General features: G+C 62.8%; 21 protein-coding genes. 16 read left to right on the top strand and 5 right to left on the bottom strand.

Features of this window, described 5'->3' with window-relative positions; genetic code table 11:
• Positions 1-154: 154 nt before the first annotated feature.
• From MRBLMC3_RS13880 to MRBLMC3_RS13870, 3 genes are read left to right on the top strand one after another with little or no spacing between them, the layout of a single operon-like run.
• On the top strand, positions 155-1,882 hold the full coding sequence (locus MRBLMC3_RS13880) for a glycosyltransferase family 39 protein (RefSeq protein WP_363829702.1): 1,728 nt from the start codon (positions 155-157) through the stop codon (positions 1,880-1,882).
• The gene (locus MRBLMC3_RS13875; protein ID WP_363737354.1) at positions 1,879-2,607 is read left to right on the top strand and encodes a class I SAM-dependent methyltransferase; all 729 of its coding nucleotides are present in this window, start codon (positions 1,879-1,881) and stop codon (positions 2,605-2,607) included. Before MRBLMC3_RS13880 ends, MRBLMC3_RS13875 begins: the two co-directional genes overlap by 4 nt.
• The gene (locus tag MRBLMC3_RS13870; RefSeq protein ID WP_363829701.1) at positions 2,604-3,599 is read left to right on the top strand and encodes an NAD-dependent epimerase/dehydratase family protein; all 996 of its coding nucleotides are present in this window, start codon (positions 2,604-2,606) and stop codon (positions 3,597-3,599) included. Before MRBLMC3_RS13875 ends, MRBLMC3_RS13870 begins: the two co-directional genes overlap by 4 nt.
• Before the next feature lie 5 nt (positions 3,600-3,604).
• On the opposite strand, the gene MRBLMC3_RS13865 is transcribed toward MRBLMC3_RS13870, so the two are convergent.
• A complete protein-coding gene (locus MRBLMC3_RS13865; protein WP_363829699.1) occupies positions 3,605-4,180 on the bottom strand; it encodes a hypothetical protein in 576 nt (191 codons plus the stop codon).
• Between the two features lie 68 nt (positions 4,181-4,248).
• Between MRBLMC3_RS13865 and MRBLMC3_RS13860 the strand changes: the two genes are divergently transcribed.
• The 9 genes from MRBLMC3_RS13860 (at position 4,249) to MRBLMC3_RS13820 (ending at position 14,570) form a co-directional block, all read left to right on the top strand.
• Positions 4,249-5,274, top strand: a complete 1,026-nt coding sequence (locus MRBLMC3_RS13860; RefSeq protein ID WP_363829697.1) for a glycoside hydrolase family 5 protein — start codon at positions 4,249-4,251, stop codon at positions 5,272-5,274.
• Complete coding sequence (locus MRBLMC3_RS13855; protein ID WP_363829695.1) at positions 5,274-6,473, top strand: outer membrane beta-barrel protein; 1,200 nt, start codon at positions 5,274-5,276, stop codon at positions 6,471-6,473. The genes MRBLMC3_RS13860 and MRBLMC3_RS13855 overlap by 1 nt, the downstream gene beginning before the upstream one ends.
• 10 nt (positions 6,474-6,483) lie before the next feature.
• Positions 6,484-7,281 (top strand): polysaccharide biosynthesis/export family protein, encoded by a 798-nt coding sequence (locus MRBLMC3_RS13850; RefSeq protein ID WP_363755865.1) that lies wholly within the window; start codon positions 6,484-6,486, stop codon positions 7,279-7,281.
• Positions 7,282-7,375: 94 nt separating this feature from the next.
• Positions 7,376-8,554 carry an ATP-binding protein gene (locus MRBLMC3_RS13845; RefSeq protein WP_363829694.1) on the top strand — a complete coding sequence of 393 codons (1,179 nt, stop codon included), beginning with the start codon at positions 7,376-7,378 and terminating at the stop codon, positions 8,552-8,554.
• Positions 8,555-8,584: 30 nt separating this feature from the next.
• Positions 8,585-9,955 (top strand): exopolysaccharide biosynthesis protein, encoded by a 1,371-nt coding sequence (locus tag MRBLMC3_RS13840; protein WP_363829693.1) that lies wholly within the window; start codon positions 8,585-8,587, stop codon positions 9,953-9,955.
• Positions 9,952-10,620 carry a hypothetical protein gene (locus tag MRBLMC3_RS13835; RefSeq protein WP_363829692.1) on the top strand — a complete coding sequence of 223 codons (669 nt, stop codon included), beginning with the start codon at positions 9,952-9,954 and terminating at the stop codon, positions 10,618-10,620. The genes MRBLMC3_RS13840 and MRBLMC3_RS13835 overlap by 4 nt, the downstream gene beginning before the upstream one ends.
• Positions 10,621-10,625: 5 nt before the next feature.
• Positions 10,626-12,512 (top strand): WecB/TagA/CpsF family glycosyltransferase, encoded by a 1,887-nt coding sequence (locus MRBLMC3_RS13830; RefSeq protein ID WP_363829690.1) that lies wholly within the window; start codon positions 10,626-10,628, stop codon positions 12,510-12,512.
• Positions 12,502-13,554 carry a glycosyltransferase family 2 protein gene (locus MRBLMC3_RS13825; RefSeq protein ID WP_363829687.1) on the top strand — a complete coding sequence of 351 codons (1,053 nt, stop codon included), beginning with the start codon at positions 12,502-12,504 and terminating at the stop codon, positions 13,552-13,554. Before MRBLMC3_RS13830 ends, MRBLMC3_RS13825 begins: the two co-directional genes overlap by 11 nt.
• Positions 13,551-14,570, top strand: a complete 1,020-nt coding sequence (locus MRBLMC3_RS13820; protein ID WP_363755854.1) for a polysaccharide pyruvyl transferase family protein — start codon at positions 13,551-13,553, stop codon at positions 14,568-14,570. The genes MRBLMC3_RS13825 and MRBLMC3_RS13820 overlap by 4 nt, the downstream gene beginning before the upstream one ends.
• 86 nt (positions 14,571-14,656) lie before the next feature.
• Here the strand turns inward: MRBLMC3_RS13820 and MRBLMC3_RS13815 are convergent, their stop codons facing one another.
• Positions 14,657-15,625: a glycosyltransferase family 2 protein gene (locus MRBLMC3_RS13815; protein ID WP_363829686.1), complete on the bottom strand. Its 969-nt coding sequence runs from the start codon at positions 15,623-15,625 to the stop codon at positions 14,657-14,659.
• Positions 15,626-15,758: 133 nt separating this feature from the next.
• Between MRBLMC3_RS13815 and MRBLMC3_RS13810 the strand changes: the two genes are divergently transcribed.
• The 4 genes from MRBLMC3_RS13810 to MRBLMC3_RS13795 are packed head-to-tail and all read left to right on the top strand — an operon-like array spanning position 15,759 to position 20,350.
• Complete coding sequence (locus MRBLMC3_RS13810) at positions 15,759-16,895, top strand: glycosyltransferase (protein ID WP_363829684.1); 1,137 nt, start codon at positions 15,759-15,761, stop codon at positions 16,893-16,895.
• On the top strand, positions 16,892-18,016 hold the full coding sequence (locus MRBLMC3_RS13805; protein ID WP_363829682.1) for a polysaccharide biosynthesis protein GumK: 1,125 nt from the start codon (positions 16,892-16,894) through the stop codon (positions 18,014-18,016). The genes MRBLMC3_RS13810 and MRBLMC3_RS13805 overlap by 4 nt, the downstream gene beginning before the upstream one ends.
• Positions 18,017-18,041: 25 nt before the next feature.
• Complete coding sequence (locus MRBLMC3_RS13800) at positions 18,042-19,265, top strand: polysaccharide biosynthesis protein GumE (RefSeq protein WP_363829679.1); 1,224 nt, start codon at positions 18,042-18,044, stop codon at positions 19,263-19,265.
• Positions 19,262-20,350, top strand: coding sequence for an acyltransferase family protein (locus MRBLMC3_RS13795; protein WP_363829677.1), 1,089 nt, complete (start codon positions 19,262-19,264; stop codon positions 20,348-20,350). Before MRBLMC3_RS13800 ends, MRBLMC3_RS13795 begins: the two co-directional genes overlap by 4 nt.
• Here MRBLMC3_RS13795 and MRBLMC3_RS13790 read toward each other — a convergent pair.
• The 3 genes from MRBLMC3_RS13790 to MRBLMC3_RS13780 all read right to left on the bottom strand — a co-directional run bounded on the left by MRBLMC3_RS13790 (position 20,314) and on the right by MRBLMC3_RS13780 (position 25,501).
• Complete coding sequence (locus MRBLMC3_RS13790; protein WP_363829675.1) at positions 20,314-23,262, bottom strand: amidohydrolase family protein; 2,949 nt, start codon at positions 23,260-23,262, stop codon at positions 20,314-20,316. The genes MRBLMC3_RS13795 and MRBLMC3_RS13790 overlap by 37 nt on opposite strands.
• A 12-nt stretch (positions 23,263-23,274) precedes the next feature.
• Positions 23,275-25,149, bottom strand: coding sequence for a gamma-glutamyltransferase family protein (locus MRBLMC3_RS13785; protein WP_363829673.1), 1,875 nt, complete (start codon positions 25,147-25,149; stop codon positions 23,275-23,277).
• Between the two features lie 121 nt (positions 25,150-25,270).
• Entirely contained in the window at positions 25,271-25,501 is a 231-nt protein-coding gene (locus MRBLMC3_RS13780; RefSeq protein WP_363829670.1) for a hypothetical protein, read from the bottom strand.
• Positions 25,502-25,511: the final 10 nt, after the last annotated feature.

Genomic DNA, 25,511 nt, shown 5'->3' with positions numbered 1-25,511 from the left:
TCAGAAACACATTCACATGAATTGCAGAAACATACCATTATGTAGTCATACCTACGGCTAGGCGTTCTCCCGTATATTGACTTGAATACTGTTAGATCGAATTCTTGGGCCATCGAACATCCTGTCGGCTTTTGCCGAATGTGAGATCATATTCATGGCCACCATATCAGAGAATCTGGGATCGCGTGTTGCCCTGCCGTCGCAGAATGGCTGGCGCGCGCCCATGGCGCTGCCCGGAGCAGCCGCGTCCCTGCTTGCGGCATTGTTCGCGTGCCTGGTCTACGCACTGACCATTCAGACGCGCCCGGCCCATATCGACGAATTCTACCATCTGCTGGCGGGACGTAGCTGGGCCGCGGACGGCAGCTTCGCGATCCTGGACGGACGTTATGAGCGGGCGCGCCTGTTCACCGTCATGGTCGGCAGCAGCTTCGATCTGTTCGGGCGGTCCGACCTCTGGGCGGCACGCATTCCCGCGCTGCTCTGTTCGGGCATCAGTGTGGGATTGGTCTTCCACTGGTTGCGACAGAGCGGCGGCATCTGGAGCGCAGTGACCGGCGCCGCATTGTTCGCGCTTGCCGGTTATACACTCGATATCGCGCATTTCGCTCGCTTCTACGCCCTGCACGCGCTGGCGATCCTGGCTGCGGCGGGAAGCCTGTTCGTGGCCACGCGGCCGGAGAGCCGTTTCAAGCCGGGATGGCTGACTGCGGCAGCGTTCTGCCTTGCCATCGCCGCCCATCTGCAACCCGTGACGGCTATCGCCGCGATGACCATGGGATGCTGGCTGCTGGTCGATCAGCGCAAGACCATCGGGGCGATGCGCCCACTGCACCTTGTCATACTGGGCACAGTCGCGCTCGCCGGCGCAGCCATTGTCCTGTCGCAGGCGGATTCGGCGCTGGAAAGCTATCGCCATGCCGAACGCTGGGCGGTCGGATCGCAGCATGATGCCTATTATTATCTGCGAGAATTCTGGACGCAAATGCCCCTTATGCTGATGCTCTGGCCGGTCGCGCTCGCGGCGGCTTGGCGATGCAATCGCTCGCTGGCCAGCCTGTGCGCGGTCATGGTGACGCTGTGCCTGGCGCTCCACAGCTTCGCGGGGATGAAGGCGTGGCGCTACAGCTACTATGTCTTTCCGTTCATCTGCATGGCCTATGGCCTCGCGATAAGCACGCTGATCGAACGGCTCGGCGGCACCGGATCGCCGTTGCGCCCCGTCGCGCTGGCGGGCACGGCGCTATTGCTGTTGATGGGCGGAGACTTGGCCTATCGTCATTCCGCACGGCTGATGGCATCGGCCCTTGCGCAGGAACCCGCCTCACTCGCCGCCCGGGTACCTGATGGCGAATGGGACAAGGCGACAGCTGAACTGCGGCATATCGCGCAAGGCAGCAGCCTGCTCATCACCGGTGACGACCTGCGTACCCTGGCGCATATCGGACCGTTCGACCTGTTCATCAGCCACAGCCGGCTGGGCGAGCTCAAGCCGCCGTCCGATTTCAACAGCGACTTCCGCACCGGCCGCCCGCTGATCGACAGCAGGGCAGCCCTATCCGAAGTCATCGACTGCATGGATAGCGGCGTGGTCATCGTGTCCGATCATCAGTGGCGCAACCCCATGGGCGTGCGCCCGGAAATCGCCAATGAGATCGAGCGGCGGCTGACCCCCGTCCCGACGCACAGCAGCTTCCACGTCTACAGCTGGCGGCACCCAACCGTGCGGCGCGCCTGCCCCCATGTCGGGAAGCAGGCCCTTCCCGGCACAAAAGGTGCGTCCGTGGTCAGGCCCCTGCCGCCCCGCGGGCGGTGCGTGCCGTCAGGCCAGTCATGTCCGCATGCGTTCTTGAGCATTGCAGCAACCGCAGGCGCGGCATGACTGGTTTGCTTCCTCCCCCTGACCTGGAAACAGGGTCTGTCCAATATGCCCGCCGCTTTGCAGGGCCCTCGGGCGCCTATCTGCTCGACATTCAGGAGCGAGGGCTGCGCGATCTGGTCGACGATGGACCGCCCGTCCACCAAAGCGCGCTGGATGTCGGCGGCGGTCATGGACAACTTGTCGGCGGGCTGCTGGGCATGGGGCTGAAGACGACAGTCCTTGGCTCGACGGCGGACTGCGCCGAGCAATTGTTTCAGGGCACCGACACCGGCAGGGTGGACTATGTGACCGGCGATCTGCTGGCCCTTCCCTTCCCGGACGGCAGTTTTGACCTCGTTACGAGCATCAGGCTGCTGGCCCATATCGACGATCCGGACAAGCTGATGGATGAACTCTGTCGCGTCGCCCGCTACAGCGTCATCATCGATTATCCGACATTGATCGGCGCCAATGCGCTGTCGGCAGCCACCTTTCCCATCAAGCGGCTGATCGAGAAGGACACGCGCTCCTATCGCAGCTTCTGGCCGGGCCAGATCGAGCAGGCCTTCCGCCGCAACGGCTTCGCATCCCGACGCAGCTTCAAGCAATTCAGCGCGCCCATGGGCCTCCATCGCCTTGCGGGGAAACCGGTACGCATGATGGAGGAAGGATTGCGCCTCATTGGCGTTACCAGGCTGATCGGCAATCCGGTACTCCAGCGCTTCGACCGGGAGAAGGAGGCATGAGCGGGGACGAGCGCCCTGTCGTGGCGGTCACCGGTGCAACCGGCTTCACCGGCGGAGCGCTGGCACGCCGGCTGATCGGCATGGGCTATCACGTCCGGTCCATGACCCGCCGCCCGCCCAGCGCCGCCGAAAGGGAGAGCGGCATCGAATGGATCGACGGATCGCTGACCGACACCAATGCCTTTGGCCAATTGGTGGAGGGTGCGACGACCTGCTTCCACATTGCCGCGATGTACCGGTCCGAAGGCACGCGGGAGGAATTCCTGCGCGCCAATCGCGACAGTACGGCCGCGTTGCTGGCAGAATCGCGGAAGGTGGGCGTAGCGCGCTTCGTCTATTGCTCATCCATCGGCGTGCACGGCGATGTGGCGGAAACGCCAGCCGACGAAAGCGCACCCTTCGATCCGCGCGACGCATATCAGGAAAGCAAGTTGCTGGCGGAGGACCTCTGCCGCGACGCGATGATGCAGCCCGGCATGGACGTCGTCATCATCCGCCCCTGCGCCATTTACGGGCCGGGCGATACGCGCATGCTGAAGATGTTCCGTCTGGTGCAGCAGGGCCGTTTTCTGTTCATCGGATCACGGCGACCCAATTTCCACCCGGTCTATATCGACGATCTGGTCGATGGCTTCCTGCTGGCGATGACGCGCAACGCAGCACCCGGCGGCACGTTCATCATTGGTGGCAAGACTTATCTGCCCCTGCGCGATTATGTTGCGACCGCGGCCAATGTGCTGAACGTGCCGACGCCCAAACGCACCGTACCATATGGGCTGGTCAATCTGGCCGCGCACGGCTGCGAACTGCTCTGCGCGCCGCTGGGCCTGCAGCCCCCTCTGCACCGCCGCCGCCTGACCTTCTTCAAGCATAACCGCGCCTTTTCCATCGCGCGGGCGGAGGGAGCGCTGGGCTTCCAGCCCGCCGTCGGGCTGGAGGAGGGCTTCCGCCGCACCGTCGCATGGTATCGCAATGAAGGGTTGCTGGCGTGAGCGCTTCAACCGACCAGGCGCTTGACGCGCCCCCGGTCACGCCGGTCCCGGCGATGGAGGCCGAGCGCGGCCGCGCCCGCGACCATGCCCGCCAGGGCCGTAACCGGCGCGACAACCCCGCACAGCGCGGCGATACCGCAGACCGTGCCCGCGCCGGCGCTCCATCGAACGAAGCGGGAAGCACCCGCGCCATATTGTCGCAATATGGCCTCCAGATCGGCTATGGCGATCCAGTCCCGGCTGACCGGTGGACGCACAGCGATCGGCCGCACCGCACCATCGGGGCAGGTCAGCGATTTCACCAGCAGGAAATCGCCCGCCGCGATAGCCATGGAAATCGGGAGGGAAAGCGACAGCAAGGCGCCCGAAGACCGCCGATAATGGATTGGCCGGGTGCCGCCCGGTTGAGGCGCGCCGAGATCTACGACCCTGCCCTTTTCCTGGAGCAATCCCACCATGCCGAAATGGGTAGGCACATTGTCGGCACCCTGAAACCAGGAGAAGGCATCCGTCTCCACCATGTCGGGTGGGGGATCGCCGGGCAGGGCCTTTGCGAGCAGGTCGGCTTTCGCGCTCATCATGTCTCCTTCCCTTCAGCACCTAGCGGGGACGCAGGCACATCGCCATGGCAACAAAGGGACTTCATCCGATGAGGGTGGCAACTCGCCTCGCCACGGCGCCGCTGCTGATGCTGCTGGCCCTGCCGCTGACTGCCGAGCAACCTGCCACCGGGCGCGCACCCCTGTCGGGCGTCAACATAGCCGGTGGGGAATTCAACTCCGCCCGCAAGCCCGGTATCTTCGGGAAGGATTATATCTATCCCGACGCAAAGACGGCCCAGCCCTTCATTGACATGGGAATGCAAGTTGTCCGCGTGCCGATCCTTTGGGAACGGGTGCAGCCGACGCCGTTGAAGCCACTCTCCACGACGGAGATGGCCTTGATCGACAAGTCGCTCGCCAGTCTGGCGCCGTTCCGGACCATCGTGCTGGACGTCCATAATTATGGCCGGTATAACGGCCAGAGGCTGGATCAGATTTCCAATGGTTCCGCCATGCTAGCCGATCTGTGGCAGCGGCTGGCAGAGCATTACAAGGGCGATGACGCCATCGCCTTTGGTTTGATGAACGAGCCCTATGGCATGACGCCCGACGCCTGGCGACTGCTGGCGGACGGCAGCGTCGCGGCGATCCGGCGAACGGGGGCCGCAAATCTCATCCTGGTGCCGGGCTCAAAATATAGCGGCGCACACAGCTGGACCGCTGGCGGATCGAACTCCAATGCGCTCGCCTTCGCCAATTTCCACGATCCCGGTAGCAATTATGCCTTCGAAATGCACCAATATCTCGACACAGACAGTTCCGGCACTGCGACGAGCTGCGTCAGTCCGGACATGATCGACGCGCACCTGGCGGCCGCGACGACATGGCTGCGGACCAATGGTCATCGTGGCTTTTTGGGCGAATTCGGTGCACCGCCAAACGACAATTGCCTGCACGGTCTCGACATTCTGCTCACCCATTTGCGCGCCAATGGCGACGTCTGGATGGGATGGACCTATTGGGCAGGCGGCGCCTGGTGGGGCACGCGCTATCCGATGAGCGTTCAGCCGATCGACGGCCCGCGTCCACAGGCTGCGATCCTCAGCAAATATATCGTTGCAAGAGAGCCCTGATGAAGCAGTTTTCCGTCATGAGCGCTGCCGCCACGGCGGCCTTCATGATCCCGCAGGCGGCCTTGTCCCAGACCGAGGTGGAGGTTCCACCCGACGGCTTGCGAGTCAGGCCGACCGTGCGCCTGCTCTACGACAACAACATCCTGCGACAGAATGACGATCTGGTCACGGGGGAACAGGACGACCTGCGCATCACGCCCAGCGTGGATGTGACCTACCGGCGGCAGTTCGGCCTTCACCAGCTGACGGTGATCGGGTCGGCAGGTTATGATTTCCACCAGCGTTTCGAATTTCTGGACCGGGAACGGATCAGTCTTCAGGCCGACGGCGATCTATCCGTTTCCGGTTACTGCCATGTCCATCCTCGGGCGCGCTTGAACTTCGCACAGTCGAATCTGTCCGATCAGGGTGTGATCGACGGCAACACCCAAAAAACGCAGGATTATCGCATCGCCGTCGATTGCGAGAAGCCCTATGGTTTCTTTCCCGTGGCTGCCGTCGGCTATCTTAACACCAGCAACAGCGCTTCACGACGCCGCGTGTTCGATATCGATACGTCCACGGCGATGGCGGGCATCGGCTATTCCATGGCCAGCTTGGGCGAAATCCGCGTAACGTTCCAATATGAGCGCTTTCGTCGCCCCAATGCCGACGAGGCAATAGACGATCTGCCCGACGGCGCCGAGAATCATCGCGCGGGCATCCTCTTCCGTCGGGCCGTTGCCCCGCGCCTGAGCTGGCAGCTGGGCGCCAATTATTTCAGGACCAAGCCGCGCGCGCCAGGCATTGCGGATTTCTCTGGCCTGGGGGTGGAAGCACGGGCGGCCTATACCCCCTCCAACCGGCTGTCGATCAGGTTCGATGTCGATCGCAGCTCGCGCAATCAGAGTAATACGGGCGCGACCTATATCGTACAAACCGACTTCACCCTGCGCGGTAATCTGAAGCTCGGCGGGCGGTCGAGCCTCTCGCTCGGCGGAACCTATAGCCGCCGCCTGTTCAAGGGCGAGCTGCAGCTCGACACTCCACTGCTGCGACGGTCGGACCGCACCAGCGCAGTCTTCGCGGGCTATCGTTACCAGTTGCGCGGCCGCCTCAATGCCGGAGCGGAGATACGCCACGAATGGCGAACAACGGCCGTCGACCAGTTCCGGTATAAAAGTACGTCGGGCCTGCTGTTCGTCGGACTGGATCTATGAGGTACTGGCCATGAAACCGATCTTCCCCGCCCTTTCCGTCCTGGCCCTCGCATTCCTTGCCGCTGCCGTCCCGGCGGTGGCGACGGATGCCGCGCCTGGCGCGGCTCTGGCGTCCAGTTATATATTGGGCGCCAATGACGAGATAAGGGTGTCCGTCTTCGGCGCCTATCCATTTGACGTCAAAACCCGGATCAAGGAGAACGGCAACGTCACCCTGCCCAGCGTCGGGGAAGTCATGGCGCAGGGCGTGACCGCCAGCACACTGGCGACCAAGGTGCGCGACCAGTTGAAGGCGGGCGGCTATTTCGTCAATCCGATCGTCAATGTAGAGGTCGTGAGCTATGTCAGCCGGGCCGTAACAGTGTTCGGTAATCTCCAGAATCCCGGCATCTATCCGCTGGACCGGCCACAGACAATCGCAATGATGCTGGCCCGCACCGGCGGCGCGCGCACCGATGCAGCCGACTATGCCATATTGCAGCGCCAGGGCGAGGAGGACCGCCGCGTCCCGCTCGAAGATCTGAGCGGCGTGACAGGAACCGGGCAGATGCTGCGCCCCGGCGACTCCCTGTTCGTGCCCAAGGCCGAGGATGTGTTCATCTACGGCCAAGTCAACAAGCCCGGCAAGATCCCCTATGAAAGCGGCATGACGCTGCGCCAGATGCTGGCGCAGGCGGGAGGTCCGACATTGGGCGGATCTGAAAAGAAGATCAGCCTCAATCGCGGCAATCAGAGAATCAAGCGCGCCGATCTGGACATGCTGGTGAAGCCCGGTGACGTCTTCACTGTCCAGGAACGCATCTTCTGACCAGGCTGGGAAGGATCCCGAAATGTCCCTGTTTTCCAGGATACTTCAATGGCTGAGGCCGAGACGCACCAAGAGCGAGGAGTTGGCGCGTCGCATGGCGGCCATCCGCACCGCCGTCGCTGCACCTGCTACGCCACAGTCCTCGACAGCCGACATGTTGAAGTCGGCCATCCGCAAGGGGTTCAACTCGACCCAGCCCGTCACCAGTTCCAGCCATCTTCACGGCCGGCAGGACCAGTTGGAACTACTGTGCGAGGGCGTACTGGACCGGGGCAATCACGCCCTGATCTACGGCGCGCGCGGGTCCGGCAAGACCTCGCTGGCGCGTGTCTTCGCCAATATGGCCGACGAACGGGGTTTGGTCGTCCTCTATTCAGCCTGCGAGCCCGATCAGGATTTCGGCGCGCTCATCAAGCCCTATGTCGATGCTATGGCAGGGACGCGGATAGAATGGCCCGCGGATCGTCCGGTCAATCCGCGGGACGTGATCGAACAGATCGCGCCTCGCACGCGTCGTCGCTTCGTGCTGATCCTGGACGAATTCGACCGCATCACCGACCGTGCCGCGCAACATGACGTCGCCAGGTTGATGAAGATGCTTTCCGACGCGGCGATACCGGTCCATATCGTCGCAGTGGGCATCGCCGCAGGAGTGGACGCCCTGATCGCGGGTCACGCCTCCCTGCGGCGTCACATGTCCGTGATTCCGATTTCGCGGATAGAATCCCAGGCCGTGTTCGACATCATAGCCAGGGGTGCGGCGTCGGTCGGCATGAGCTTCACCGATGCCAGCCGCGAGACCATTGCGCATCTCGCCTGCGGGTCGCCCTATCATGTCCGGCTGTTCTGCGCTCTTGCCTGTTTCGAGGTGATCAAGCGGAAGGAACGTAAAGTAGGCCTGCCCGCCACGCTGGCGGGGGTGTCGCGGGCTGTGAATGACTGGGCGCTCACCAATGCGGAGGATGCAGCGCTGTTCCGGAAGGTGATCACAACGAACAGCCCGCACTGGAACATCATCGAAACCATCGTCCGTACCACAGCCGCCCAAGGTTTCATGACCCGGGCTGCAAGGAATGATGAAAGAGGCGATTGCATTTTGTTCCAGTTGAAGAATGCATTGATCATCGATGCGGAAAATGATCGCATTACATTCCAGGACAGTCTCGCACCGCAATTTTTTCTGGCCATGCTGTTCGCGGCCCAGAACAGCGAGAAAATCGACGAAAACATCATCAGCATGAACGATTTTCATCGCCAGATCGCCGCTGAATAGATCGGATCGCCATCAAACAGGATAGTGACTATGCTGATATTGGACATAATTCGCGCGATATTGCAGCGTTGGCGACTGATGGCGGGAATATTCTGTGGCGTGATGCTGCTCACCGCGATCTGGATATTGATGACGCCGCGCGAATATGTGGCGTCGGCCACGCTGCTGTTCGACACTCGCGCGCCCGACCCGCTGCCGGGCGAGACTCGCACGGCCAGCGAGCCCGCTGCCATGCTGGCGACCGAGGCGCAGATATTGCGCGGCGAGGCAATCACGAGCCATGTCGCCCGCGTCCTGGGTCTCGACAAGGATCCCGAATTGCACAAGCAATGGTTCGACCAGACCAATGGAACCCAGACCTTTCAGGGATGGCTCAACCGGCGCGTCCAGAGCGGGCTGGAGGTCACGCCCAGCTCAACAGGCAGCACCATCGACATCGCCTATCGCAGCACCAATGCGACGAAATCGGCTGAGATGGCGAATGCCTTTGCCGACGCGTTCAACAGGACGCGCCTGTCGATGAGCAATGAATTCGCCCAGCGCTATGCCGAATGGTTCAAGACGCGCCTCGGCGAATCCGAAACGCGGATGGAAAGGGCGCAGGGCGAACTGGCGAAGTTCCAGCGCGAGCATGGCATTGTCTCGACCGGCGCGATCGATGCGGAAAGCACGCGGCTGAGCGAACTGTCGTCCAAATTGTCCGCCGCCGAGGCTTCTGCAGCCGATGCGGGCGCCCGCGCCGCGGCCGGGGCAAGCATGCCTGAAGTGCAGTCGAGCGGGGTAGTGCAGGGATTGCGAGCGCAGATCGCGACGAAATCGGCCGAAATCCGCCAGATGTCGGCAGAACTGGGGCCAAGCCATGAACTGATGCGTGCGGCCCATTCGCAACTCGCCCAATTGCAGACAACACTGGCGCAGGAAACGGCCAAGACGTCGGGCAGCCTGTCCGCAGCCAGTTCCGCTGCTGCGGCCAACCGGGGCGCCATGCAGTCGCTGCTGAACCAGCACCGCGCCCGCATGCTGTCGCTGGCTGGCGACCGCGGCAAGCTCAATGTGCTGGAAAGCAATGTGGAATCGGCCAAGAAGCAATATGAGACCGAGACGCAGCAACTGGCCGAACTGCGCGCCAAGAGCAGCATCCCCTCGCTGAACGTGCTGCATCTGAACGCGGCGGAGGCGCCGTTGCTGCCGAACGCGCCGAACATCCCCGTGCGGCTGCTGATGATGACGATATTGGGCCTGATGCTCGCCATCGGCACGGCAGTCCTGCTGGAATGGCTCCAGCCCCGCGTCCGCAGCCGCGATACCGTCGGATATCTGACCGGAGTGCCTATGCTGGGACAGGCCGATCTCCGTCACATCGGCCAGCAACTCCGCCTTGAAGGAACCAAATGGTCATGAGACTCCGATCCACCGAAAGAACCGAGGAACCCGGCGCGATCTTCATCGCTGCGGGCCAGAACAAAGAGGCCGGAATGGAGGCCCCGGCTCCGGTCCAGGTCGATCCGCTGGTCGTGGCGATCAGCGACCCGGAAGACCGGCTGGCGGTGCAGGCGCGGGACATACAGTCGACACTGGCTGCACTTCGCCTGGCCGACGGACGGGTGCCCTCCTCCATCGCGGTACTCACGATCGGCGCGGTCGACGAGGCGGCTATCCTGACCGCCAATGTCGCCGTATCGGCGGCGATGAGCGGGCTGCGGACGCTGCTCGTCGACATGAAACAGTCGGACTTCCTGCAGCACCGGCTGCTCGGCCAATCGCCGGTCATGGCGACCGATCCGGACGACGATCTCCATGCCTTCATCCGACCTGCCTTGATCCCCCGACTATCGCTTCTCGCGGCGACGTTTGACTGTCGGGGCCTGGCCGACATGATGGCCGATTTCGATTTGTGCCTGGTCGATGCCAGCCATGTCGAGGATCTCGCTCTGGCAGCGGCCAGCGCGGAGGTGGCGATATTGGCCGTCAGCCGCGACGCCACTACGACCGCGGACCTCAAATCCACGATCAACAAGCTGTCGATACTGGGCATGCCGTTGATCGGCACGGTCATGATCGTGTGACACGCATGAAGATCGTCCATATCTCGCGCCAATATTATCCCGGCATCGGCGGGCTGGAGAATTTCACCCGCAACCTCTGCGAGGAGCAGGCACGGGCAGGCCATGATGTCCGCATGGTCACGCTGAACCGCATCTTCGACGGCGACGGCGCGGAACTGCCCGCGCGGGAGACGATGGGCGGCGTGGAGATCGTCCGCCTGCCCTTCCGCGGTGGACGGCGCTATCCGATCGCGCCCTCGGTGCTGCGCCATGTGCAGGATTGCGATCTGATCCATGTCCATGCCATGGATTTCTTCGTTGATTTCCTCGCGCTCACGCGATTCTTGCACAAGAAGCCGATGGTGCTCAGCACGCATGGCGGCTTTTTCCACACCAATTATGCGCAGCGGCTGAAGCAGGTCTATTTCCACAGCATATCTCGTCTGTCGCTGAGCCGTTTCAACGCGACGATCGCCTGTAGCGAGGCGGATCAGAACAGTTTTGCGCGCATTTGCGGCCCGAGGCTGATGCTGGTGGAAAATGGCGTCGACATCGACAAATTTGCAGCCACCGCCGACCCGGATGCGCGGACAATTCTCTATTTCGGCCGCATCGCCCCCAACAAGCGGATTGACCGGCTGATCCGCTGGTTCGCCGCGTTGAATGCGCTCGACCCCGGCTGGTCGCTGGTCGTCGCGGGCAAGCCGATGGGTGTCGCCATCCCTGACCTGCGCCGGATCGCTGGCGAACAAGGCGTAGTCGAGAAGATCGAATTTCACGATAGCCCCAGTGACGAGGCGCTTCGCGCGCTGATCGGGCGCAGCAGCATCTTCGCTTCGGCCAGCGCCTATGAAGGGTTCGGTATATCGTTGATCGAAGCGGTCTCCGCCGGCCTCTATCCCGCCGCCAGCGACATTCCGGCGCATCGCCGGTCCTGCGAGAAACTGGGTATCGGTACGCTCATGCATTTCGACGATCCACTGTCCGCGGCGCGGCTGTTCAAGGATTTCCGCACGGCCAGAGCCGGGGGAGCCCTGAAGGACGCGGAGGAACCGCTGCGCAGCTATAGCTGGCCGCAGGTCTCGGCGCGCATCGTACATATTTATGACCAAATATTGGGCCATCGCCAACGGACCATCGGCCCGGTGAAGGTTGCCGTACTCTCCCAGGCGGAGGCACTGGCGCAAATCCGCTGCCACATACGTGCGCAAAACCCCAGGATCATCGCCTTCTGCAACGCTCATATGGCCAATCTGGCGCGGCAGAACGACCGGTTGGCCAGAGCTCTGAGTGACGCGCTGGTGCTGAACGACGGTATCGGCGTCGATCTGGCGAGCCGCCTGCGCTACGGTCGGCCCTTTCCCGTCAACCTCAACGGCACGGATTTCATCCCGCTCCTGCTGAAAGATCATCCCGAACGGCTCCGGTTGTTCCTAGTCGGCGCGGCTCCAGGCGTGGCGGAGCGAGCGGCGGCGACACTCTCCCGCCTGTGCCCGCGCCTTTCCATCGTGGGAATGCGGCACGGCTTCTTCGACCAGCAGGAGGAAGCAGACCTCAGCGAACAAATCCGGACAAGCAAAGCTGATCTGGTGCTCGCCTGCATGGGCAATCCTCGGCAGGAAATCTGGGCGGCGCGCTGGGCGCCGGAATTCGGACGACCCGTTCTCTGTGGCGGCGCTTTGCTCGACTTCCTCGCCGGACGGGTGCGGCGCGCCCCGGCCTGGGTGCGGCGGGTACGGTTAGAATGGGTCTGGCGGCTGTGGCAGGAACCCTCGCGACTCGCGGATCGCTATCTGCTCGGCAATCTGAGCTTCATCGTCCGTGCATTGAAGGATGCCCGGCGCGGGCATAATTGGGAGGATATGCCTCCGCCTGCCCCAACCACCGCCCTGCGGGGGACCGATGCAGCCTGACCCCAGCATGGCTCTGGGCCGAACGGACAGCCCGAAGCGCATATCGGTCATCATCCCGTTCTTCCAGAGAAAGCGCGGGCTGCTGCGCGAAGCTCTCCGGTCGGTCGCCTGCCAATATCTTCCTTGGCCTGCCGAAGTTGAACTGATCGTCGTCGATGACGGTTCGCCGGTCGCGGCCGATCTCGATGCCCATAACCTCGTCCTCCCCGACTGGATCAGGCTGCGCATCCTCCGCCAGGCCAATGCGGGCCCGGCTGCAGCGCGCAACCATGGTCTGGACGCCATGTCGCCAGATTCCCACTATATCGCCTTTCTGGACTCCGACGACCAATGGTCGACCCACCATCTCGCCTGCGGGATCGACACGTTGGGGACGGCGAATGATTTCTACTTCTGCGACAGCGCCATGCCGCCGACGACCATGTTTGCGGCCATGGCATTTTTCCGGACACTGCCGACCCAACATGGTGTCGAACCACTCGACGGCACGCGCAGCACATATCGCTTCATCGGGGCAAATGGCGGATCGTCGATGATGCGTGATTACCTGTGCCAGACGTCGTCGGTGATCCTGCGCGCTTCGGCTGTGGGACCACTGCGGTTCGAGGAGAGCCTGCGTCATGCCGGGGAGGACTGGTTGATGTGGGCGCGGCTGGCGCATCGGGCGCGGGGCATCTCCTTCTCGCTTTCCGCTAACAGCGTGCGCGGCGAAGGCATCAACCTGTATCGCGACGCTCATGAGCGCCTGAGCGGGCGCAATCTGCGTCGCATCCTCTCCATGATCCGGATGAACGAGTTGATGGGCGCGATCGACGGCATCGATGCGCAAAGCCTGATGCTGACACAGCAACGGCGACGCAGCTTTCAAATGGAACTGGCGGCGATTCTGATGCACCCGCGGCTTTATCTGGGCCTGACGGACCAGCTCCAGCGAGCGACGATCGCAAGGGCATATCGGCATCTGGGACGCGAACTGCCCGGCTATTGGACGGAAATAGCGCGCCGCAAGCTACATCCCGATATGCGGGAGGTGTCCGTATGAAGCTCTATTACTATCGGGCGACGCAGGGAAATTTCGGTGATGACCTGAACAGCTGGCTCTGGGAAGAGCTGGCGCCAGGCCGCTGGTCGGACGAGGATGATGGGGAGCTGTTCTGCGGGATCGGCACGATCATCGGCAACGACATGCCGCAGGCGAAAAGGATCAGGGTGTTTTCCAGCGGAATCGGCTATCGTCCCCTGCCCGCCGATTTCAACAGCGAACGTTGGAACGTCACGGCCCTGCGCGGGCCGCTGACCGCACAGGTGGTCGGGCGCCCGGAACTGGCGGTGGCAGATGGCGCGCTGCTGCTATCGACGCTGCCGCGGCTGAGGCCTCTGGCCGCGGAAGAACGGCACGGAACGATCCTCATTCCCCATTATGAGGCGATGGATGAAGGCCCTTGGGAAACGGCGTGCAGGCTGGCGGGCGTGGAACTGGTCGATCCCCGGCAATGCGGGCATCGTGTTATCGAGCGCATCCGAACAGCGCGGTTGGTGATAGCGGATTCCATGCATGCCGCGATCATCGCGGATACGATGCGGGTGCCCTGGGTTCCTGTGGCATCCTCCCGGCGTATCAACAGCTTCAAATGGCTCGATTGGACCCTGTCGCTGGACCTGCCCTATGAACCGATCGTGCTGCCATCGATCAGCCTAGGAGCCTATTATGAGGGGCAGGTGCAGCGCTGCACCGGACAGGATTTCCGTTTACCGCGGCCGGACAGGGAGAGTGCCATGGCACATTACCGGCGGATGATGCGCCGGGAAGGCAACAGGCTATGGCAATCCGTGCGGCCCAAGCTGAGACACCATCTGCGTGCGCTGCCAGGGCGCCTGCCGGCGCAAGCAGCCGCGCGGGACGCGATGGCGCGGTGGGACAGGCGGCGAACGGAGCGGATGGCAATGGTTTTGCATCAACTGGACAGTGCGCCTGCCTTCATGAGCGGCGACATGATTTTCCAGCAAAGGGTCGAGCAATTGAGCAGTGCGCTGAATGGGATCGCAGGAGGGCGGTGAAATGGGTGGAAAGGAAACGGTTTCCTTGCGCTGCTTTTTGACTGGAAGATCGCTGATGGCAGATTTTGCACCAGGTTGCATTGTCCCTACCGCGCCGACGCCCGCGCCCGATGTCGCCGGACAAGGTGGCGGGCCAGCATTGGCCAACTGCGCCGGTCGCGCAGCATTTCCATCAGTAGTGCCCACGGCCGCCGGGCGCGCAGGTGGGAATAGGCGCGATTCCAGATCGCCTGATCGCGAATTGCGTCCGCCCTTTTCGACAACAGGCGCGCCAATGCCCTGTCTGCCCGAATGCGCGGGCGGGCGAGCAGGCCCAGCGTATGCTCGCGCATAGACTGGAGGTTGAGAATAGTGCGCGACTGGCCCGAACTGTCCGAGGAGATCGAACCGATGCGCTGGGTGAAGAGATAAAACCCCTCGCCCATCAACATGAAGCGCGCGCCGGCCAGCAACCAGTCCAGAACAAAGGCGAAATCCTCCCCATGACGCAGATCGGGCGGATATTGCAGCCCGCGTGCAGTCAGGAATCGGCGGTGAAATATTGGCTTGAGCTGGCCATAATCGAAGGGGGAACGGCCGGTCATGCAATGCCCGACGAAATCCGCCGCGCTGACCTGCTGCACATGATCGTCCGCCAGCCTGAACGCCCGGCCCGCCAATGCCTGCGCCTGCCAGTCGAAGAACAGCAGATTGTCGGCCACCAGATCAGCCTCATGCCGCCTGGCCAGCCCGATCATACGCTGCAACCGACCCGGAAGGAACGCATCGTCGGCGTCAAGTATCGCGACCCAGTCGCCCTGCGCTGCGGCCAACCCCTTGTTGCGCGCGATCGAAGGTCCGCCATTCTCCGTGCTGACGATCAGGCGGACATTATCGTGTGCCAGCGCCAGTTCCTGCGCCACTCGAACGGTGTCGTCGCTCGACGCATCGTCGATGATCAGGACTTCGACGGATATCTTTTGCGCCAGAGCCGAACTGACCGCGCGCGCCAGCGTATCCTGCGCGTTATAGGCCGCAATTATCACGGAGACACAAGGGGTTAGGTTCCGCTGCATAGGTGTTATGCCTTACTCGAAACAGCTGTGGGCTTTGGATATAACAGCCGCACAGGCAGCAGCGAATTGAGGGAATACCCCTAGGATATATCCCGAGGGTCGGAACCTGCTCTTCCCAGTGCGGACAGATATCATGCCCATGGTCGCCATTTACAGACGCGGTTTCCTACCCTTGTCCGAAACATTCATCGTGGACCATATCCGTTCGCTCCGCCGGTATCGACCCTTCGTCATGGCCGACGATATTGTAGGTGGACATTATCGGGATGGACAGCAACTGCATCTCCTCCATCGACCGGGCTCTGGAAAGTGGAAAAGGATCAGCAATCGACTGACCGGACATTATGAGAATCTTGGCGGACAATTATGCTCACGCTCCACCGGCCTTATCCACGCCCATTTCCTTCAGGACGGCGCGGCTATCCTGCCGCTCGCCTTGCGGCGAGGCATGCCGCTGGTAGTGACGGCCCATGGCTATGACGCCACCGTCACCGCCCGCGAACATGCGCGGAGGACTGAAGGACTTTGGTACCTGATGCTGAAGCCCGTCCTGATACGCTATGCCGACGGCATCATCTGCGTGTCGAACTGGATCAGGCAATGCCTGCTGGAGGCCGGCTATCCCGAAAACAAGCTGCGGGTCATTCGCTTGGGCATTGATCCCGCCGCGCTGCCGCCGGTCGATTCCCCCTCGCTGCGCCGCGGCGCGCTGTTCGTGGGCAGACTGGTCGAGAAGAAGGGCGTCAATTTCCTGCTCGATGCCTGGGCCAGGCTGCCGCTCCGCCTGCGTGAAGAGCCGCTCACCATCATCGGGGACGGTCCGATGAAACCGGCGCTGATGGATCAGGCGCGGAAATTGGGCATCCAACCGGCCTTTGTCGGTCCGCAACCCCGTGAGGCGGTGTTCGCGGCCATGGCGCGGCATCGGATTTTCGCCATGCCCAGCATGCGCGCCGCGAATGGCGACAGCGAAGGGCTGCCCATCGTACTGATGGAGGCGCAGGCGATGGGTATGGCGGTGGTCGCCTTCGACGACGGACCGATGCGCGAAGCGATCCTGCCGGGGCAAAGCGGCCTGCTGGCGGAGCGACGCGACACGGGCGGCTATGCCGCGCACCTCGAACGACTGCTGCTGACAGCGGACCTGTGCGAAAGCTTCGGCCGAACCGGACGGGAATGGGTCAACAACAGTTTCCACATCCGCTCGAACATGGCGGAGCTGGAGGATTATTATGACGAAATCGTCGGCCGCAGGGAGAAACGCCATTGAACATCCCCTTTTCGGCCGCCCTCGCTCCCAATGGCATCTCCAACGCCCGCATCCTCATCCTGTCGCGCCATGACTATCGCACGGCACGGCGCGCCAGCGTGCATTTCATCGCCCAGAAAATGGCCGAGAGGGGCCACGACGTCGCCTTCCTTTCTATCGGCTACAGCTGGCTGTCGCGGCTGCGCGGCGACAGCCGGGCGCGGCTGGACCCGCGCGCCAACCGCTGGGAAAGAGTGGACGGCCTACACGCCTGTCTGTGGCGGACGCGCTGGCATCCGGTAAAGATGCCGCTACCCGACGCGCTGACCGGATGGCTGTTCCACCGCTGGGCCGGCATGGCCTGCCCTGTTCTGGATGAGGCAGCGGCGAAGGCGGACCTCATCCTCATCGAATCCGGCATCGCCCCCGCGCTGATCGGACGCGTGCGCGCCATCGCCCCGCATGCGCGCATTGTCTATCGTGCGACCGACCTGCTGGCGACTGCGGGCGTGCCGCAATGCATCGAGGCGACGTTGCAAAGGCACGCGCACGACATCGACATGGTCGTGGTCGTCGCCCGCAGCATGCTGCCGCATTTCGACGCCTTCGATTGTCCGCGCATCTTCATTCCCCATGGCGTCGACCTGCGCAACCTGCGCCGGCCGACCATCAGCCCCTATGACCAGCCCCATAATGCGGTGGCGGTCGGATCGATGCTGTTTGACGAGGGCGCGATCCGCACGCTGGCGCAAGCCGTACCGCATTTCACCTTCCACATGATCGGCACGCCCAAACGCGCCTTCCCATCCAATGTGGTGCTGCACGACGAGATGCCTTTCGAACGGACGCTGCCCTATATTCAGCATGCCGATGTCGGCATCGCAGCCTATCTGCCGGCGGAATCATCGGCCTATCTGGCGGATTCCAGCCTCAAACTGATGCAATATGGCGCTATCGGCCTGCCGGCCGTCTGCCCGGATTTCGCGGTGGGCGAGCATAAGCTGCGTTTCGGCTATCGCCCGGGCGATAGCCGGGACATGGTGCAGGCCTTCGCCAAGGCCGCCCAGACGCGCAGGCGGCCCGCGCCGACGCAGGATTGGGGTGATGTGGCAGACCGGCTGGTGGAGGCCGCCCTTGGCTGAGCTTGTCCTGCAAAGAGACGTCCGTATGCGAAGCGCCGTGGACATGCCGCGCGCGGTCATGCCAGTGGCGGCCGTTGCGCTGTTGGCGGCGACGGTCCTGTTCAACCCGCTCCTCGCCTGGGTGAACAGCCATGTGGCGCAGATGAGCGGATCGATCGTTTCCGTGATGCAGGGAGGCATCGTCATTTCCGCGCTACTGATGGGCCTGTTCCAGCCGATCGCACTGGCGGCGCGATGGTGGGTGCTGGCCGCGCTGCTGGTTATGGTCGTGCTGCTGACCAGCGCAATCCGGGCGCAGTTCAATCCCAAGATATTGGGCGACGTGCTGCTGATCCCGGCCTTCATCCTGCTGGGCACGGCGCTTCGCATCGATCTGTTCCGTCGGTCGATCCTTGTCATGCAGGCGTGCATCCTGCTCGTGGGCATATGGGAACTAGCGCGGCCGGACCAATATGGTGCATTCTTCAACGTGGTCGACTATTATGTGAACACGCGCGGTTACGACGCCAATGCCTTCTGGGCGGGCGGATCGCTGTTCCTGAGTTCGGAACGGCCGGGCGGGCGGCTGCTGCTGAACGGCTTCGGCTTCCATCGCGGATCATCCCTTTTCCTGGAGCCGGTGTCGCTCGGCAACTGGGCGGTTGTCGCCACCATCTTCACGGCGGCCTGCTGGCGGGAACTGTCGCGCTGGTGCCGGACCTTCATGGTCGCGTCCACCTTCGCCTTGCTGGTGATCTGCGACGGGCGGCTGGCGATGACGGTCATCCTGCTCTTCTGCCTCTATCTGCCTCTCTGCCGTTATCTGCCTGATCGCTGGAGCGCGGTCTACCTTCCCGTCATGCTGGGCCTGCTTTGGCTGGGGGATGCGCTCGGTCTTCTGATGCCCAATGGCGACAATTTCGCCGGCCGGCTGGGCATCGGCCTGCATGCACTGGGAACAATGGACGCCACCGCATTGCTGGGGGTCAATCCCGAATTCGCGCGACTGGACGACGCAGGTTGGGCAGATTTCATCCAGTCCCAATCCGTGCTCATCGCACTTGGCCTATGGCTGACGCTGTCGCTGACGGGGTTCGGCACGGCACCCGGCGATCGCATGGCGAAACATGGCATCATGCTGTTCCTCATCCTGTGCCTGCCGATCAGCAATTCACTACTCTCCATCAAGACTGCGGCGCTGATGTGGGCGCTCTATGGCTTCTGCTTCGCACGCGGGCAGACGGCGGCGAACGGCATAGATACGGCATGAACGGGCGGCATATTCCAGCGCTGGACGGACTGCGCGGCTTTGCGGCGCTGATCGTGATGCTGTCGCATTTCCCCGATGTCGGGCTGCCGTCCTGGGTCAATCACCGCCTGGGCGATCATGGGGTAATGCTGTTCTTCGTGCTCAGCGGCTTCCTGATGGGCCATCTCTATCTGCGGCAGAGGCCCGACGCCCAGGTGCTGCTGCACTATGGAATCGCGCGGGCGGCGCGGATACTGCCGCTCTATCTGGGGGTATCGCTGCTGTCCTTCTTCCTGTTCAACTATGCCGATCCCGCCTTCATCTATCGCATAGACGGCCAGCAACTCCTGCGACTGCTCAGCTTTACAAGCGCACAGCCGATCTTCTGGTCCATCGGCCCAGAATTCCAATTTTACTTCCTCTTTCCGCTGATGTGGATGGCATTCTACAGCAGCCGCCGAAACAGGCCCATCGCCTTCCTGGCGCTGACGAGCGCGATCTGTCTCACCTATGCGATCAGCAGTTGGACGCCCGGCTTTTCCGTCTTCGCAAAGCTGCATATCTTCATCGCCGGGATCGGCGCGGCGCTGCTGGTCTGGGCCGGACCCCCGCGCCCGCTCCCGGCCATGCTGGTGCTGGCAAGCGCGCTTGCCTTCCTGGCGGCGATCCTGCTCTCCCCACCGTGGGCGGAGCCCTTCCTCTTCCCTTCGACGCGCGGCGACCCCAAGCATATCGGCTATTATGGCGATCTGGCGAAGGTCCTACTCTGCGCCTGCGTCATCTACAGCGCGACCATCGATCATAGGCTGAACGACTGGTTGTGGGGCAATTGCGTCATGCGGCGGCTGGGGGCATGGAGCTTTTCGCTCTACCTGCTGCACATGCCCGCTCTTTATCTGGCGGGATATTTGCCGATACCGCAGGTCCCACGCGCCATGGCATCGCTGCTGCTGGCGGTCGGCATCGCGGCACTGTCCCATCGCTTCATCGAAGAACCGGCCAACCATCGGTTGCGCCGCCTGCTTGCAGGGCTGTTCGACCGGCAGTCCAAGGTCATCATATTGTCCCCTTATTGCCCGCCGGACACGAGTTCCCCCACATCATAATATTTGCCGTTGGCAATGACTTTCCTGACATTGAAAGTGTTGGCGATGTTCTCACGCGGATCGCCGGCGAGCAGGGCAATGTCAGCGAGCTTGCCCGCCTCCAATGTTCCTGCGTCCAGGTTGAGCGACCGGGCCGAATTGACCGTCGCCGTCTGCAGCGCCTGAAAGGGCGTCAGCCCGGCATCGACATAGGAGGACAGCTCCGCATGCAGGTTGGTCGCGATCATCGTGTCCGTGCCCGCCGCAACCAGCGTGCCGGCATCGAACATCTTCTTCAGGCTGGCCAGGCTTCCCGCCATCATCGGCCGCAACAACGCCATCATCGGCTCACTCTCCGTCACGGTCTTGCGCGCCCAGATCGGATAGAGGCTGATGCGCGGGTCATCGCGATAGGAAGGGTTCTTCTCCAGATAATTGGTCAGCGCGCCGAAATTGGTGGGTGTCAGCGTCCGGCCGCTCTTGCCGAATAGCTGGATGACATCCTCATAGGCCATGCCCGTCGGCCCCTGTTTGGGCGAATAGCCGCGACGGCTGGTCGCGCCCAGATGCTCCGTCGCATCGACGCCCGTATAGGCCGCGGGGAAGATTTCATGGCCGGTGACCGGCACGCCCATCTCGTGCGCCGCTTCCACGATGCGACGCTGGTAGATATCGGGCATTCGGACATAGCTTTTCAATATGTCATATTTGAGGATGCGGGCGCGCTCCAGCTCCCGCTCCAAATGCGCCGGGCCGGATATGGCGACGCCCATCTTATAATAGACGCGCTGCCATTCGAGCAGCGGGCCATTGACGTAGAGACGCGGGCTGATGCGCGCGCCCGCTTCGGCCGCCTCCCTGTCCTCTATCGCGTCATAGACCTGATTGCCCGGATCGCGCACGGTGGTGATGCCATAGGCCAGCCATGCACGCTCCAGATTCGAGCCGAAATCCTTCTGCAGATGGGCATGATGCTCGATCAGGCCGGGAATGGCGGTGAGGCCCGTGCCATCAACGAAGCGGTCCGCCCGATGCAGCACCGGATCATGATCGCGGATTGCAAAGATGCGGTTGCCCTCGATCACGATGTCCTTGTCGTGCTGGGTTTCGTCGCGGACGGAGTCCACCAGATTGCTGACATGGATTACCATCCGCCCGGTCGGGTTGGCGAGGCGGTAGGTGAGGTCGACCGGAATTTCCCGGATGACGCCCGTTTCCGTGTCGATCGCCTTCAACTTGTCCGATGACTGATAGAGAATGGTCCGGCTGTCGGCGGTCCAGCTGGGAAAATAGGCAATTTCGGAGGTATAGCTGCGCGGCGGCCCCATCGGCTTGCCGTCGGCGGCCACGGGCCAGATCTTCAGCAGGCCTTCATAAATGGCCGCCATCTTCGTGCCGTCGGGCGACCAGGCAGGCCCGCCCCCGCCCCGCGTGTCGGTTCCGGCATTTTCCTGGGGCACTTGCCAGAAGGGTTCGCCCTTGCCGTCGCTTGGGATCATATAGATCTGATTGTCGCCCTCGCGGAAGCTGTTGGAATATTTGTAGGAAAGTGCGATGGCGACATATTTTCCGTCAGCCGACCAGCTGGGGTTTCCCGGCTGCCCAAGCGACGCTTGGAGCCGCGTCACCTTGCCACTCGCCACGTCGACGACGCACACGCCCGCCACGCCCCAGCGCCCATCGACATCAAGGAAGGCAATGCGACTGCCGTCATGGGACCAGGCGGCGGCCAGAGGCTGGGTCTCGATATTGGTGAGCCTGCGATCCTTGCCCGTCTTGACATCGCGTATCCACAGCTGCGGCAGGCCGCCGCCCTTGTCGGAAGTGTAGGCGATGCTCTGCCCATCGGGCGACCAGGCAGGATCGGCATCCATCGCGGCGTCCCTGGTCAGATTTTCGGGCACGCCGCCCTTGGACGACAGGAGATAGAGATCGCCCAGCGCCACGAAGGCAATACGGCTTCCGTCGGGCGAAATGGTAGGATGGACGATGCCCAGCGCCTTGCGCGGCGCAGTGGAATCCCAGTCGCGCTTCGCCCTGGCATAGCTGGGCTTCACCACTTCCAGCGTGGCAGCGAAATCGACGGTCGACGATCGCCCGCCGCTGCGGTGCCTGATCTTGCCGTCTGAGACATAATAATAGCCGCCCTTCCCCCAGCCGATGCGGAACGGAAAGACATTCTCGGTTCCGCTCACCACCTTGCCCTCGATTTCCAGCCGGCTGCCCTTCGCGTCCTGCACCACATAGGCGAGTTCGCCGCCGGGACCGAAGGAGGGCGCGTCGATCCTGCCCTCCGCCTGTCTGAGCAGGCTTTCCGCGCCGTCCGCCAAAGCGGTCGTGTAGAGCGCCGTCTTATTGCCTTCCGTCCCCGCATAGACGATCCTCGCGCCATCCGGGGACCAGCTTGGCATCCTGTCCTCACGCGGATTGCGGCTGACCTGTTTCACTACCCCGCTGGCTACGTCCAGCGTCCAGATGTCGTAATTGCCGCTGCGGTCGGAGGAGAAGGCGATGGTCTTGCCGTTCGGCGACCAGGCTGGTTCGCGATCGTCCCACGCGCCATCCGTCAGCTTGCGCATGCCGCTGCCGTCGGGCTTGATCGTCCAGAGATCATAGCCGCCGTCGCGATAGGCGAAATAGGCAAGCCGCGATCCGTCGGGCGACCAGACCGGCTGGCGGGCATCGTTGAAATAGTCGGTGATGCGCCTCGCCCTGCCGCCTTTGGCCGGGATGATCCACAAGGTGCCCTGAAGATCGACCGCCAGCCATTTGCCGTCCGGTGAGACGGACACACTCATGGACGTACCCTCATGCACGTCGAAGGCGATGGGCTTCTCACCGCCCGGCGGGGGCAGATTGGCTGGCTGGGCGTAGGCCTGCACGGCGCAGGCCGAAAGCAGGGCGATGGACAGATATTTCAGCGGAGATTGCATAGAGCGGTCCTCTTACCAGCCGAAGACATAGCGTTCGCGGCGCACATCCGCCCCGCCGCGCAGGGTGCCGCTGTCGGGCACGACACCGGCGGCAACGATGCCGGTGGAAACAGCGAACGACCCCAATACATCGAGCTTGTGCCCGCGGGCGGCCAAATCGTCCCGCACCGCCTGCGGCACGCGGTCCTCGATTTCCAGCACGCCCGGCTCGTCCTTCTTGATCGCGAAGGAGGCGTGGAAATGATTGCTGTTGATGCGGGGCGCTTCGATCGCGGCCTGGAGCGGCTGGTCGAAGGCCAGCACGCGCAGCAGCACATTCATGATCTGCTGGTCCTGATTGTCACCGCCCGGCGTGCCGATAGCCAGATAGGGAGCGCCGTCCTTCAGCACCATGCAGGGGGAGAGCGTCGTGCGCGGACGCTTGCCGGGAGCGAGAACGTTGGGGCTTTCGGGATCCAGGTCAAAGACGGTCAGGCGATTGCTCATCGGCACACCCGTATCTCCCGCAATATAGGCGCCGCCCAGCAGCCAGCCCGAACTTGGCGTCGCACTGAACAGGTTCCCGTCCTTGTCCACCACTTCGATGGCGGTGGTATCAGCGGTCGGACGCGGCGGAGCCTTTAGCACATGGGGCGTGAAGACGGGCGTTGTGCGGGCGCTTCCCTCAAATACCCAGGGATCGCCATAGCGATGCTCCAGCGAGGCCTTGGGGCCGATCTGCCTCGCGCGTTCCGACGCATAGGCCTTGGATAGCAAGCCCTTCATCGGGATGGTCGCGAAATCAGGGTCTCCGAAATAGGCGTTACGGTCATCAAAGGCGAGCTTGATCGATTCCGCCACGACATGGAGGTAGGCGGCCGATCCCGGTTCCATCGTCGCGATGCCCGCCGCCTCTGCAATATTGAGCGCCATCAGCATGGCAGGGCCCTGGCTCCAGAAGCCCCCCTTGCAGACTTCATAGCCGAAGACGCTGGTCATCGTCGGCGTCTCGACCTTGCCCCTGTAGGCCGCAAGGTCTTCGTAGCGCATCAGACCCCCGTCGCGCTCCATCGCCGCGCCGATCCGACGGGCGATGTCTCCCTTGTAGAAGGCGTCGCGTCCAGCCTGGATCGCGGCCTTGCGGTCCTTCTTCTTCCTGTAGGCGATCCGGTCCGCTTCCGCGATGATGCGGATAGTCCTGGCCAGATTGGGCTGGCGGAATATCTCGCCCACTTTGGGCGATTTTCCACCCGGATAATAGGTTTCGTAGGCATCTTTCCACCGGGATGTCGCCTTCTTCTGGTTCGCGAAGACTTCAGCCAGGAAGTTGTACATCACGAAACCGTCCGCCAGTTCCATGGCGGGCTGCAGAACCTGGCTCAAAGTCATGGTGCCGTTAAGCTGTAAGGCCAGCGCCATGGCGTCGACCATGGCGGGAACCGTTCCGCCATTGGGACCATTGCCGGGAATAACGCCCGCCTTGGCGAACTTGTCCGGCGTGGCGAGCGCAGGGGCCACCCCTTGCCCGTTCACCACGGAGACTTGCTTCGCCTTCGCGTCGTAGACGATCGTCGGCGCCTCGCCGCCAAAGCCGAAATGGGAAATTTCCGTCACCGCGGCGGCAAACACGGCGGCGACACCCGCGTCGGTGGCATTGCCCCCCGCCATCAAGATACGCGTTCCCGCGGCGACCGCATAATGGCGCCCAGCGGCGACGATACCGAAATTCCCCACGATCTCCGGGCGCAGCGTTTCGCCGGCGCTCACCAGCCGGGTAGGTTCCAGCGGCGCTTTTGCCGCCGGTGCGGCGCCCTGCGCGAACGCCTGCCCCTGCGCCAGGGCGGCGCCTCCGACAGCCAGTGTCGCCAAGTCGCGACGGCTCAATCCCTGTCCTGCGGTATCCGTCATGAACGAAGATCCCCTGTAGTCGACATGGATAGCGCTGCCCAAGGGCAAGCGGGCATTGGTCCTGCCAGTTCCTTTTCCCTGTAACGATAAAGAACCCGCTTTCCGCTATCCTTGGGATATTTCACGCGTCCCAGGAAAATATTCGTCTGAATATGGCGGAAATCTTGATCTCATTAGTTCTACCCATTTGAACGGGCGCGGAAGTGGGCGCTGCGCCCGCCGATGCATGCTGCCGGCAGGGAGCCGGCAGCACATAGGCCCATATGGGGATGATGCCGGAACTCCAGCTACCGGGGTCCGCAAATGCACAGTCCGGAAAAATACAGAACTTACCAGATTCTTTGCCGGTCATGCACGATCTC

Source organism: Sphingobium sp. LMC3-1-1.1, from assembly GCF_040676285.1.
GTDB lineage: Bacteria > Pseudomonadota > Alphaproteobacteria > Sphingomonadales > Sphingomonadaceae > Sphingobium.
The sequence above is the reverse complement of the archived record's forward strand: the minus strand, read 5'-3'. Positions and strand labels throughout refer to the sequence as shown.

What these genes read in the sequence shown, in the direction of transcription:
- MRBLMC3_RS13825 (WP_363829687.1), top strand. Translation starts at nt 12,502, where the DNA reads ATGCAGCCTGACCCCAGCATGGCTCTGGGCCGAACGGACAGCCCGAAG.
- MRBLMC3_RS13855 (WP_363829695.1), top strand. Translation starts at nt 5,274, where the DNA reads ATGAAGCAGTTTTCCGTCATGAGCGCTGCCGCCACGGCGGCCTTCATG.
- MRBLMC3_RS13815 (WP_363829686.1), bottom strand. Translation starts at nt 15,625, where the DNA reads ATGCAGCGGAACCTAACCCCTTGTGTCTCCGTGATAATTGCGGCCTAT.
- MRBLMC3_RS13830 (WP_363829690.1), top strand. Translation starts at nt 10,626, where the DNA reads ATGAAGATCGTCCATATCTCGCGCCAATATTATCCCGGCATCGGCGGG.
- MRBLMC3_RS13880 (WP_363829702.1), top strand. Translation starts at nt 155, where the DNA reads ATGGCCACCATATCAGAGAATCTGGGATCGCGTGTTGCCCTGCCGTCG.
- MRBLMC3_RS13785 (WP_363829673.1), bottom strand. Translation starts at nt 25,149, where the DNA reads ATGACGGATACCGCAGGACAGGGATTGAGCCGTCGCGACTTGGCGACA.
- MRBLMC3_RS13790 (WP_363829675.1), bottom strand. Translation starts at nt 23,262, where the DNA reads ATGCAATCTCCGCTGAAATATCTGTCCATCGCCCTGCTTTCGGCCTGC.
- MRBLMC3_RS13820 (WP_363755854.1), top strand. Translation starts at nt 13,551, where the DNA reads ATGAAGCTCTATTACTATCGGGCGACGCAGGGAAATTTCGGTGATGAC.
- MRBLMC3_RS13875 (WP_363737354.1), top strand. Translation starts at nt 1,879, where the DNA reads ATGACTGGTTTGCTTCCTCCCCCTGACCTGGAAACAGGGTCTGTCCAA.
- MRBLMC3_RS13865 (WP_363829699.1), bottom strand. Translation starts at nt 4,180, where the DNA reads ATGATGAGCGCGAAAGCCGACCTGCTCGCAAAGGCCCTGCCCGGCGAT.
- MRBLMC3_RS13850 (WP_363755865.1), top strand. Translation starts at nt 6,484, where the DNA reads ATGAAACCGATCTTCCCCGCCCTTTCCGTCCTGGCCCTCGCATTCCTT.
- MRBLMC3_RS13795 (WP_363829677.1), top strand. Translation starts at nt 19,262, where the DNA reads ATGAACGGGCGGCATATTCCAGCGCTGGACGGACTGCGCGGCTTTGCG.
- MRBLMC3_RS13840 (WP_363829693.1), top strand. Translation starts at nt 8,585, where the DNA reads ATGCTGATATTGGACATAATTCGCGCGATATTGCAGCGTTGGCGACTG.
- MRBLMC3_RS13835 (WP_363829692.1), top strand. Translation starts at nt 9,952, where the DNA reads ATGAGACTCCGATCCACCGAAAGAACCGAGGAACCCGGCGCGATCTTC.
- MRBLMC3_RS13870 (WP_363829701.1), top strand. Translation starts at nt 2,604, where the DNA reads ATGAGCGGGGACGAGCGCCCTGTCGTGGCGGTCACCGGTGCAACCGGC.
- MRBLMC3_RS13800 (WP_363829679.1), top strand. Translation starts at nt 18,042, where the DNA reads ATGCGAAGCGCCGTGGACATGCCGCGCGCGGTCATGCCAGTGGCGGCC.
- MRBLMC3_RS13780 (WP_363829670.1), bottom strand. Translation starts at nt 25,501, where the DNA reads ATGACCGGCAAAGAATCTGGTAAGTTCTGTATTTTTCCGGACTGTGCA.
- MRBLMC3_RS13810 (WP_363829684.1), top strand. Translation starts at nt 15,759, where the DNA reads ATGCCCATGGTCGCCATTTACAGACGCGGTTTCCTACCCTTGTCCGAA.
- MRBLMC3_RS13860 (WP_363829697.1), top strand. Translation starts at nt 4,249, where the DNA reads ATGAGGGTGGCAACTCGCCTCGCCACGGCGCCGCTGCTGATGCTGCTG.
- MRBLMC3_RS13845 (WP_363829694.1), top strand. Translation starts at nt 7,376, where the DNA reads ATGGCGGCCATCCGCACCGCCGTCGCTGCACCTGCTACGCCACAGTCC.